This window comes from Psychromarinibacter sediminicola (genome assembly GCF_029168335.1).
Classification (GTDB): Bacteria; Pseudomonadota; Alphaproteobacteria; order Rhodobacterales; family Rhodobacteraceae; genus Psychromarinibacter; species Psychromarinibacter sediminicola.
In genome coordinates this window covers 87,018-97,469 of the sequence record NZ_JARGYC010000008.1, presented here as the reverse complement: position 1 = coordinate 97,469, position 10,452 = coordinate 87,018, and the positions used below count along the sequence as shown (strand labels likewise).

Genomic DNA, 10,452 nt, shown 5'->3' with positions numbered 1-10,452 from the left:
CCTCTCGGCGATTGCTCTGCAATCGCCTGTCGGCAGGGCATTTCGTTTCGAAATGCCCGAGAGACCCGCCCCCACCGGGGCGGCGCTTCTGGCGAGGACGGTGCCAAGTGCCCGACATACATGCTTATTTTTCCGGAATCGCAAGGTTCGACCGCGCCCCGGCGGGCCGGCGCTGCACGGCGTTCCGCTCGACCGGTGCCGCTATCCGGCAATGCCGAGGAAGCAGTGTCGTGAGGTGTGCTGTCCGACCCTGCCGTTAGCGGTAGCATTATAGATTTCAAGACGTTAGATAGGTGTCCAACCTTGGACACTCTGCCCGCTACCGCTTCTTCGTCCGCGTCTTCCGGGCCGGGGTCGGCCGGACCCGCTTCTCGATATTCTCGTAAAGCAGCCCCGCGATGTTCTTCCCGCTGGCCTTCTCGATCCCCTCCAGCCCGGGCGACGAGTTCACCTCCAGCACCTTCGGCCCGCTCTCGGCCCGCAGAAGATCGACCCCCGCCAGCCCCAGCTTGAACGCCCGCGCGGCGCGGACCGCGGTGTCCCGCTCGTCCTTGCTGATCCGGACCGGCACCGCCGACCCGCCCCGGTGCAGGTTCGACCGGAAATCGCCCTCGGCGCCGGTCCGCTTCATCGAGGCCACCACGCGGCCGCCGATGACGAGGCAGCGAATGTCCTCCCCCGCGGCCTCCTTCACGAATTGCTGGACCAGGAAATTCGCCTTCAGCCCCCGGAAGGCGTCGATCACCGACTGCGCCGCCTTCGGCGTCTCGGCCAGCACCACGCCCTTGCCTTGCGTCGATTCCAGAAGCTTCACGATCAGCGGCGCCTTGCCTACCAGACCGATCAGGTTGTCGGTGTCCTTGGGCGAGGCCGCGAACGCCGTGGTCGGCATCCCGATCCGGTGCCGCGCCAGGATCTGATGCGCATGCAGCTTGTCCCGGCTCGCCGTGATCCCCTCGGAGCCGTTCACGCAGTAGGTCCCCGTCGTCTCGAACTGCCGCGTCACGGCCGTGCCGTAGGGCGTGATCGAGGCCCCGATCCGCGGGATCACCGCGTCGTAGCGCGGCAGCCGCGTGCCGTCGTAATGCACCTCCGGCGCCATCGCGTTGATCGCCATGTAGCAGCGGGTGGTGTCGATCACCTCGACGACATGCCCGCGCTTCTCGCCTTCCGCCACCAGCCGGGCGGTGGAATAGTTCGTCGCCTCTCGGCTCAGCACCGCGATCCGGAGCGCCCGGTCCGGCACCACCTCGCGCAGCTGGGCCGAATGATAGACCTCATAGCTCATCTCCGGCTGGCAGAAGCTCTCGGCCGGCGAGACCACCATGTCCTCGGCCAGCGCCTGGCGGCCCACCAGCACCCGGTAGGCCATGTTCGTCCGGTCGGTCAGCGTCACCTCGATCGGCCAGGTCCGCCCGCCCATCTTGATCGGCGTCTCGATCACATAGCGAAACTCGGTCTCGCCATTCGACGAGGTCACGTCGCGCCGGTCGACGATGGTGGCCGAGCAGGGGATCGCCACGTTGTACTGCCCGGGGATCGGATGCACCTGGAAGCGCACCTTGGGCTTCGAGGCCGGCCCGAACGGCTCGATATCGCTGGCATGCAGCGCCGAGGTGCGGGCGCCGGTGTCGATCTTGGCCTTCAGCGCCGGCAGGCCCAGCTTGGGGAAGGAGAGCCATTCCTCCCATCCCAGGCGAAACGGCTCGGTCGGCTCGGTCGGTTGGGCCATCGGGGGCTCCTCGGCTTGGCTTCGGGCGACAATTAGCCCACAAGACCTAACGCGACAGGGCAGGGGAAACAAATGGCTGAGGGATTTGCCTTCGATCTGCAGGCCACCGACGGCCGCGCGCGCACCGGCGTGATCCGCACGCCCCGGGGCGAGATCCGCACGCCGGCCTTCATGCCCGTGGGCACGGCGGGCACGGTCAAGGCGATGCTGCCGGGCTCGGTGCGCGAGACCGGGGCGGACGTTCTGCTGGGCAATACCTATCACCTGATGCTGCGGCCGGGGGCCGAGCGGATCGACCGGCTGGGCGGGCTGCACCGGTTCATGAACTGGGACCGGCCGATCCTGACCGATTCCGGCGGCTTCCAGGTGATGAGCCTGGCCGAGCTGCGCAAGCTGACCGAGGACGGCGTGACGTTCCGCAGCCATATCGACGGCTCGAAACACGCGCTTTCGCCGGAGCGCTCGATGGAAATCCAGCGGCTCCTGGGCTCGGACATCGTGATGTGCTTCGACGAATGCCCCGCGCTGCCGGCCGAGGAGGCGCAGGTGGCCGAGTCGATGCGCCTGTCGATGCGCTGGGCGGCCCGGTCGAAGGAGGCCTTCGGCGACCGGCCGGGCCACGCGCTGTTCGGCATCCAGCAGGGCGGCGTCACGCGCGATCTGCGCGCCGAGAGCGCCGAGGCGCTGACCGCCGTCGGCTTCGACGGCTACGCCATCGGCGGGCTGGCGGTGGGCGAGGGGCAGGCGGCGATGTTCGGCGTTCTGGACTATGCGCCCGAGATGCTGCCCCGCGACCGCCCCCGCTATCTGATGGGGGTGGGCAAGCCCGACGATATCGTGGGCGCCGTCGCCCGCGGCGTCGACATGATGGACTGCGTGCTGCCCACGCGGTCGGGCCGGACCGGGCAGGCCTTCACCCGTCGCGGCGTGGTGAACATCAAGAACGCCCGACACCAGGACGACCCCCGCCCGCTGGACGAGGATTGCGCCTGCCCGGCCTGCCGCGCCTATTGCCGCGCCTACCTGCACCACGTCTTCCGCAGCCAGGAGATCATCAGCTCGATGCTGCTGACCTGGCACAACCTGCACTATTTCCAGGAGATCATGGCCGGCATGCGCGCCGCCATCGCCGACGGGCGGTTCGAGGCGTGGCAGAGCCAGTTCCACGCGCAGCGGCAGGAGGGTGACATTCCGCCCCTGTGACGGCACACTGGGGCCGGATTTGACGGGAGGCGCCCATGTCGTTCAGAGCGGTCGCAGTTGCGGGCATCGCCGTGCTCGGCGTCATGGCGAGCGTCGTGGCGAGCGTCGGGGAGGCCGCCGCGCAGGGCTCCAACGTCGGAAGCGGGAGGTTGGCGACCACGAATCCCGAGGCGGTGCAGGCCGAGGTCGAGACCCTCAAGTACCGGATCGACCAGACGAAGGCGGAGCTTGCCGAAACCGAGGCGGAGATCGACTACCTCAAGGACGCGCTCGCCACGGCGCGCGCCAAGAAGGATCACGAGAAGGCCGAACGGGTGATCCGCGAGATCGACAAGGCCCAGCGGCGCCACAAGACGCTTGTGGCGCGACTGAAGGAGCTGGAGCAAGCGCTCGCCGCCGCCCGGTCGCGCCTGCCGAACGCCCTTCGGTGACGCCGCGCCCCTGTCGGCGCCCGTGTCGCCGGCCCCTCTGTCGGTGTCGTCTGCGCCCTTGCCCCGGCGCAGCGGGCGCGGCACAGTGGGGCGAACGCGAACAGGTCGTGGTTGAACCAGAAGGGCGCCAGCCCCAGATATTGAGGCCAAGACCGGAGGCGACCGGGGGCAGCCGAATGCGGGGCCGGTGTCGTCTTGCCAGAGCAAGGAAAGAGCATGTCAGACCAATTTCCGTCCTATCCCGTCCTGCCGCTGCGCGACATCGTGGTGTTTCCCCACATGATCGTGCCGCTCTTCGTGGGCCGCGAGAAATCCGTCCGCGCCCTGGAAGAGGTGATGCAGGACGACAAGCAGATCCTGCTGTCGAGCCAGGTCGACCCGGCGGTCGACGAACCCACGCCCGAAGGCATCTTTGAGGTGGGCGTTCTGGCCAACGTGCTGCAGCTTCTGAAACTGCCTGACGGCACCGTGAAGGTGCTGGTCGAGGGCAAGTCGCGGGTGAAGATCAGCGACTATCTGGACAACGACCAGTTCTTCGAGGCCCATGCCGAGACGCTGGAAGAGAGCGACGGCGACGCCGCGACCGTGGCCGCGCTGGTGAAATCCGTCTCCGAGGATTTCGAGCGCTACGCCAAGGTCAAGAAGAACATCCCCGAGGAAGCGCTGGGCGCGGTGGCCGAGACCCGCGATCCGCAGAAGCTGGCCGACCTGGTGGCCGGGCATCTGGGCGTCGAGGTCGAGCAGAAGCAGGATCTGCTGGAGACCCTGTCCGTCGCCGAGCGGCTGGAGAAGATCTATGGCCTGATGCAGGGCGAGATGAGCGTTCTGCAGGTCGAGAAGAAGATCAAGACGCGCGTCAAGTCGCAGATGGAGCGTACCCAGCGCGAATATTACCTGAATGAGCAGATGAAGGCCATTCAGAAGGAGCTGGGCGACGGCGACGACGGCTCCAACGAGATCGCGGAGCTGGAAGAGAAGATCGCCAACACCAAGCTGTCCAAGGAGGCCAAGGAAAAGGCGGAGGGCGAGCTGAAGAAGCTGCGCTCGATGTCGCCGATGTCGGCCGAGGCGACGGTGGTGCGCAACTATCTCGACTGGATGCTGTCGATCCCGTGGGGCAAGAAATCCCGCGTCAAGAAGGACCTGGGCCGCGCCGAGAAGATCCTCGACGACGATCACTACGGGCTGGAGAAGGTCAAGGAGCGGATCGTCGAATACCTGGCGGTGCAGCAGCGCTCGAAGAAGCTGAAGGGGCCGATCATGTGCCTCGTCGGCCCGCCGGGCGTGGGCAAGACCTCGCTGGGCCGGTCCGTGGCGCGGGCCACGGGGCGCGAATTCATCCGCATCTCGCTGGGCGGGGTGCGCGACGAGAGCGAGATCCGCGGCCACCGCCGGACCTATATCGGCTCGATGCCCGGCAAGATCATCCAGGCGCTGAAGAAGGCCAAGACGACGAACCCGCTGATCCTCCTGGACGAGATCGACAAGATGGGCCAGGACTTCCGCGGCGACCCGGCCTCGGCGATGCTGGAGGTGCTGGACCCCGAGCAGAACGGGACCTTCACCGACCACTACCTGGAGGTCGAATACGACCTGTCGAACGTGATGTTCCTGACCACGGCGAACTCCTACACCATGCCCGAGCCGCTGCTGGACCGGATGGAGATCATCCCGCTGGCCGGCTACACCGAGGACGAGAAGGCCGAGATCGCCAAGCAGCACCTGCTGCCCAAGCAGATCAAGAACCACGGCCTGAAGACGGGCGAGTTCGTGCTGACCGATGCGGGGCTCACCGACATCATCCGCTACTACACCCGCGAGGCGGGGGTGCGGAACCTGGAGCGGGAGATCTCCAAGATCTGCCGCAAGGCGGTGACCAAGCTGATCAAGAAAGAGGCCGAGACGGTCGAGGTCACGCCCGAGAACCTGTCGGACTTCCTCGGCGTGAAGAAGTTCCGCTATGGCCTGGCCGAGAAGGAGGACCAGATCGGCGTGACCACCGGGCTGGCCTGGACGTCGGTCGGCGGCGACCTGCTGTCGATCGAGGCGCTGCGCCTGCCGGGCAAGGGCCGGATGAAGACCACCGGCAAGCTGGGCGACGTGATGAAGGAATCGATCGACGCAGCGTCCTCCTATGTCCGCGCGATCGCGCCGACGATCGGGGTGAAGCCGCCGCGCTTCGACCTGATGGACATCCACGTCCACGTGCCCGAGGGCGCCACGCCCAAGGACGGGCCGTCGGCGGGCGTCGCGATGGTGACCTCCATCGTGTCGGTGCTGACGCAGATTCCGGCGCGCAAGGATGTGGCGATGACCGGCGAGGTCACGCTGCGCGGCCATGTGCTGCCGATCGGCGGTCTGAAGGAGAAGCTGCTGGCGGCGCTGCGGGGCGGCATCACGACGGTGCTGATCCCGAAGGAGAACGAGAAGGACCTGACCGAGATTCCCGACAACGTGAAGGAGGGGCTCTCGATCATCCCGGTCGAGACCGTCGGCGAGGTGCTGGAGCATGCGCTGGTGCGCCGGCCCGAGCCCATCGAATGGGATGCCGAGGCCGAGGAAGAGGCCGCCGCCGCCCGCGCCGCGCTGAACCCGACCGCCGAGGGAACCGGTGCCGTGGCGCACTGACCCTTGCCGTCCTGACGGAGCGAAAAAAGGGGCGTCCCGACGGGGCGCCCCTTGTCGTTCGCGGGCCGCCGACGGGACCGGATCCGCGCCGGATCTGCCGCTATGTTGTGGGGTCGGAGGCCGGACAACACCTTATTTGGGCGGATCGCCGCCAATGCATGGTGGAATCCCGGTCACGATCTGTGTATCGTCGAAGCCACTCCGACCCCCGCATGAGCGAGTGATCATGGCCCGCAAGACGACCAGCACCAAAGCGACCAGCCGCAGCGGCACGCGCGCGAAGACCTCATCGACGGCGAAGACGACGACGGCGAAGGCGACGACGGCGAAGACGACCACGGCGAAGAAGACGGCGAAGCCGAAGGCGCCGCCGCCCGACGCCTCCGCGGCGCCGGCCGTCTCGCCCAGGGTGATGGGCAAGCGCGAACTGGTGGACCGCGTCGTGAGCGCGTCCGGCATCAAGAAGCGCGCCGCAAAGCCGGTCGTGGAGGCGATGCTCAAGGAACTGGGCGACGCCCTGTCGCGCGGCGAGACGCTGAACCTGCAGCCGTTCGGCAAGGGCATCGTGAAGCAGCTCAAGGATCTCGACAACGCCGAGGTCGTGGAGCTTCGCTTGCGGCGGTCGAAGCTGGCGGTGCAGGCGGCGGAGACGCAGGCCACGGACCCCCTTGCAGAGGCTGCGGAGTGACGCTAAACGAAGGCTCCGGCGGGTGATTAGCTCAGTGGTAGAGCGCTTCGTTCACATCGAAGATGTCGGCAGTTCGAATCTGTCATCACCCACCATTCACAGACATCCTGTACGCGGTCATCTTGGCGGATGCCGGATCCCAGGGCATGGCGGTCGCCGGGCGCGGCGCGGTCTTGCGCGCATCGGACGGCTTCGCTATCAGACAAGTCTTGGCGGGTGATTAGCTCAGCTGGTAGAGCGCTTCGTTTACACCGAAGATGTCGGGAGTTCGAATCTCTCATCACCCACCATTTAAGCCACTGATATCTCTCGATTATTCGGGATTGGCTATGCCCATGTGTCCGCACCGGTTCCCAGTGTGGCCGGCGCGGTTCCCAGTTTGTCAGGCGCGGTTCCCTGACCCGGGCTGTCGCATCCCGGGCCGGGGCTTTCCGTCGCCCCGCGGCGCCGTCGCAGGCCATGCGCGCGAAGGCGCCATCATTGCGCAGATCGGTCGTGCAGACGCATGCGCGGTCGGACTGAGCCGTCAGGGAAAACCGGGCCATCCTAGAAAGAGGCCACCTTGTCCCAGGTCGCCACCGCTTCGGGCGTGGCGCTTGGCGACGCGGAGTCCGGGGCCTTCGGCCCGGGCCCGGCTTCATCCGCTGGCGAGACGCGGAACTTGGCGGTCATTTCCGCAAGGACCTCGGCCTCGCCGGTCAGCGCGTGGCTTGCGGCGGTCGTTTCCTCGAACATGGCGGCGTTTCGCTGCGTCACCCGGTCCAGGTCGGTCATCGCGCCGTTCACGTCCGACAGCGAGCCGGACTGTTCCTGGATCGCGCCGGCGATGCCGTGGACATGGGACGAGATGTCCGAGATCGACCCCACGATCTCGCGCAGGGCGGTCCCGACATCGCCCACGAGCTCCACGCCGCGGTCGACCTCGGCATTGCTGCGCGAGATCAGGCCGTTGATCTCCTGTGCGGCAGCGGAGGAGCGTTGCGCCAGGGCCCGGACCTCCGAAGCGACCACGGCAAAGCCGCGCCCGGACTCGCCGGCGCGGGCGGCTTCGACGCCCGCATTCAGGGCGAGCAGGTTCGTCTGGAACGCGATATCCTCGATCACGTTGATGATCTTGGAGATTTCCTGCGCACTCCGCGCGATTTCGCTCATCGCGTCCACCGTGGTCTGTGCCACCGCCTCGCTCTTTTCGGCGCGTGCGCTGGCGGCGCTGGCCATGTCGCTGGCCTGCGTCGCGCCTTCGGCGGCGGACCGGACGGACGATGCGAGCGTATCGATCGCCGCCGCCGTCTCCTCCAGCGTGGCCGCCTGCCGTTCCGTGCGTTCCGACAACTCGTCCGCGCCCGATGAAATGGCCCCCGCCTCGTTGCCGATCCGTGCGGCGCTGTCGATCACCGTGCTCATGGCGGCGCGCAGCCGGTCGATCGCATCGTTAAAGTTGCGGCGCAGCGTTTCGTAGTCCGTTCCGAGATCTTCGTCGAGCCGGACCGACAGATCCCCCTCTGCCAGGCGGTCCAGTGCATCCGACAACGCCGAAACGACGCGCTCCTGGGCCCTGGCCATCCGCGCGCGCGTCCGCTCGGCCTCTTCGATCGCGGCCTGCGCGTCGGTGATATCGCTCCCGAGCAGCAGGATGCGCAGCGGCCGGCCCGCGGAGTCGCGCACCTGCGACAGACCGCCTTCCACGATGACGGCCGGATCGTCGCGGTGGCGGAGGAGAAACCGACCGTGCAGCCGCTCGCCCGCCTCCAGGGACGACCAGTCGAGCGGCTCGGGCGTGCCGTCCGGTCCGTACCCGGCGACCATCCGTTTCAGTTGGCCGTCCGGCAGGGACCCGTCCCGGCGCCCGAGCGCCTGCAGGAGCGTCGGGTTCGCCGTGGTCAGCGCGCCCTCGACGGAGAACTCGGCATGGACCTGGTCGCTGTCGATCGCATCGAGGATCGCGCGGTTCAGGCGCTCCTCTGTCACGTCCTTCCATTCGAGGACGCAGCCGATCTGCGATCCGTCCGCGTCGTGAACCGCGCTCACGGTCAGGTTCAGCCGACGCTCGCCCATCGGAAGGTCCGCCGTGATCGGCAGGCGCAGGGAATCGCCGGCCATCTCGGCCGTCAGGATATCGGAGGCCACGAAGTCGGTGACCGTCCGGCCGACCAGGGCCTCGGGGTCGAAACCGGCATCGCGTGCCGCGAACTCCTCCCGGAACCGGGCGAGCAACCTTCGGCAGGAGGCGTTGGAATAGAGGATCGTCAGGTCGGTGTCCGTCATCAGCATGGCGATGGAGGCGCCCTCGAAGGCGGCGCCCTTGAACAGACTGTCCCGGGTCGCGGTCTCGGCGGCCTCGAGCGTGTCGCGGAATGTGGCTACGGTCCGGCTTATGTGACCGATCTCGTCTTTCCGAGCCGCCCCGGGCACCTCGGTGTCATAGCGTTTGCCCGCAATGCGGGAGATCGCGTGCTGCACGCCGGTCAGCGGCCGGGAAATCCGGTGCCGCAGGAACAGGGCGGCCCCGATCAGGGCCGCCACGAATATTCCCGTGGCGATCGCCAGCGAGCGCTTCTGTTCATCCCAGAGCATCGCGCGCGCCGGGGCCGACGTCCAATGCATCACGATCGCGCCGGCCGGCCGGTCCTTGAGGGCGGCCGGCACGGCAATGGTGAAGCCGTTCTCGCTCGTCACCGCAGCCTCTTGCGCGATTGCACGCTCTGCAAGGTCGGCCGCGCGCGGGCCAAGCCCGGTGACGTCGCCATGGCGGGCGATCACGCTGCCGTCCGGCTTTACGGCGAATCCGGCGACGGCGGCCCCCTCCGACCCTTCGATCGCACCCGCCAGAAGCGCGGTCAGCGCGTCGGCATTGCCGAACCGAAGCGCGCCGCCGGATTGCTGGGCGACCAGCCGCGTCACCTCGGCGCCGTGCACCCGGGCTCCGTCGTCGGCGAACCGGTTGGAGGACCTGATGGAACTCAGTTCCAGCGACAGGGTCACCAGGGCGGTGCAGATCGCCACCACGAAGGTGCTGGCAAAGAAGATGGAACGCAGGGGACTGACCTGCTGTGTCGTTCCGTCGGTCATGATCGGTCACCTGTCTCCAATCCCAAGCGTGTCGCGCGAGCGGTCGCGACCGCGTGGCCGCCCGCGCGGGCCACGCGCAGTACCGCTGTCAGAGCAGCGCCTCGGCATCGACACCGACGGTAATCGCGCCGATCGGGGTGTTGTCGTCGGGGTCCGTGATCACCACCGAGATCTGGCCAAGGTAGCTCTGACTGGATTCGTCGAACTCGATATCGCCGAAATGCACGGCGTCCGGCCCGTTCAGGAAGGTTTCCTGGAACTTCGCCTCGTCGCCCTGCCAGTAATCGGAGGTCGGGGCGGTGGCTGCGACGTTCAGGCCGCGCGCGTCCATCGCGAAGATTTCAACGATCGCGCCTGCGGAGGCCTCCAGGCGGTCGCGGAGGAAATCCGCGACTTCATTCTCGATGACGTCGGCAACGATGCCGGTGTCCGCGCTGCCCACTTCGTTGCGCCAGGACTGGTCGAGGGAGTCGATCCGGTCCTGCGCGTAATCGGTCGTCATCGCGTTCTGGGCCTTGATGGCGGCGACGAGGACCGGATCGTTGACCCAGTCGCGCAGTTCGGCCTCCAGATAGGCCTCGAGCGCCGGGCGGAACTCGTCGGCCGCGGTGGCATGGGCGGTGGCACAGACGGCCAGAGCGGCGAGGATTGACAGTCTCTTCATCGGGATCTCCTTGGTTGCTGGCTGCCCTTTCGGGGAC

Annotated in this window: 8 protein-coding genes and 2 tRNA genes; 6 read left to right on the top strand and 4 right to left on the bottom strand. The window is 67.5% G+C overall.

Features of this window, described 5'->3' with window-relative positions:
• Positions 1-319 precede the first annotated feature (319 nt).
• Positions 320-1,732, bottom strand: a complete 1,413-nt coding sequence (gene rimK, locus P1J78_RS04990; RefSeq protein WP_275566224.1) for a 30S ribosomal protein S6--L-glutamate ligase — start codon at positions 1,730-1,732, stop codon at positions 320-322.
• A gap of 72 nt (positions 1,733-1,804) precedes the next feature.
• On the opposite strand from rimK, the gene tgt reads away from it, so the two are divergent.
• The 3 genes from tgt (at position 1,805) to lon (ending at position 5,994) form a co-directional block, all read left to right on the top strand.
• On the top strand, positions 1,805-2,935 hold the full coding sequence (tgt, locus tag P1J78_RS04985) for a tRNA guanosine(34) transglycosylase Tgt (RefSeq protein ID WP_275566223.1): 1,131 nt from the start codon (positions 1,805-1,807) through the stop codon (positions 2,933-2,935).
• A 35-nt stretch (positions 2,936-2,970) separates the two neighbouring features.
• Positions 2,971-3,366, top strand: coding sequence for a hypothetical protein (locus P1J78_RS04980; RefSeq protein WP_275566222.1), 396 nt, complete (start codon positions 2,971-2,973; stop codon positions 3,364-3,366).
• Between the two features lie 216 nt (positions 3,367-3,582).
• Positions 3,583-5,994, top strand: a complete 2,412-nt coding sequence (gene lon, locus P1J78_RS04975; protein ID WP_275566221.1) for an endopeptidase La — start codon at positions 3,583-3,585, stop codon at positions 5,992-5,994.
• A 132-nt stretch (positions 5,995-6,126) separates the two neighbouring features.
• Here the strand turns inward: lon and P1J78_RS04970 are convergent, their stop codons facing one another.
• Entirely contained in the window at positions 6,127-6,414 is a 288-nt protein-coding gene (locus P1J78_RS04970) for a hypothetical protein (protein WP_275566220.1), read from the bottom strand.
• Between P1J78_RS04970 and P1J78_RS04965 the strand changes: the two genes are divergently transcribed.
• The 3 genes from P1J78_RS04965 to P1J78_RS04955 all read left to right on the top strand — a co-directional run bounded on the left by P1J78_RS04965 (position 6,407) and on the right by P1J78_RS04955 (position 6,972).
• Positions 6,407-6,682: an HU family DNA-binding protein gene (locus tag P1J78_RS04965; RefSeq protein WP_275566219.1), complete on the top strand. Its 276-nt coding sequence runs from the start codon at positions 6,407-6,409 to the stop codon at positions 6,680-6,682. The genes P1J78_RS04970 and P1J78_RS04965 overlap by 8 nt on opposite strands.
• 20 nt (positions 6,683-6,702) lie before the next feature.
• Positions 6,703-6,777, top strand: a tRNA-Val gene (locus P1J78_RS04960).
• Positions 6,778-6,896: 119 nt separating this feature from the next.
• Positions 6,897-6,972, top strand: a tRNA-Val gene (locus P1J78_RS04955).
• Between the two features lie 256 nt (positions 6,973-7,228).
• Here the strand turns inward: P1J78_RS04955 and P1J78_RS04950 are convergent.
• Together P1J78_RS04950 and P1J78_RS04945 are read right to left on the bottom strand one after the other, a co-directional pair.
• Complete coding sequence (locus P1J78_RS04950) at positions 7,229-9,751, bottom strand: methyl-accepting chemotaxis protein (RefSeq protein WP_275566218.1); 2,523 nt, start codon at positions 9,749-9,751, stop codon at positions 7,229-7,231.
• Positions 9,752-9,839: 88 nt separating this feature from the next.
• Positions 9,840-10,415: a hypothetical protein gene (locus tag P1J78_RS04945; RefSeq protein WP_275566217.1), complete on the bottom strand. Its 576-nt coding sequence runs from the start codon at positions 10,413-10,415 to the stop codon at positions 9,840-9,842.
• Positions 10,416-10,452 lie beyond the last annotated feature (37 nt).

Coding starts and splice junctions, on each gene's coding strand:
- rimK (WP_275566224.1), bottom strand. CDS start 1,732: ATGGCCCAACCGACCGAGCCGACCGAGCCGTTTCGCCTGGGATGGGAG.
- tgt (WP_275566223.1), top strand. CDS start 1,805: ATGGCTGAGGGATTTGCCTTCGATCTGCAGGCCACCGACGGCCGCGCG.
- P1J78_RS04980 (WP_275566222.1), top strand. CDS start 2,971: ATGTCGTTCAGAGCGGTCGCAGTTGCGGGCATCGCCGTGCTCGGCGTC.
- lon (WP_275566221.1), top strand. CDS start 3,583: ATGTCAGACCAATTTCCGTCCTATCCCGTCCTGCCGCTGCGCGACATC.
- P1J78_RS04965 (WP_275566219.1), top strand. CDS start 6,407: ATGGGCAAGCGCGAACTGGTGGACCGCGTCGTGAGCGCGTCCGGCATC.
- P1J78_RS04950 (WP_275566218.1), bottom strand. CDS start 9,751: ATGACCGACGGAACGACACAGCAGGTCAGTCCCCTGCGTTCCATCTTC.
- P1J78_RS04945 (WP_275566217.1), bottom strand. CDS start 10,415: ATGAAGAGACTGTCAATCCTCGCCGCTCTGGCCGTCTGTGCCACCGCC.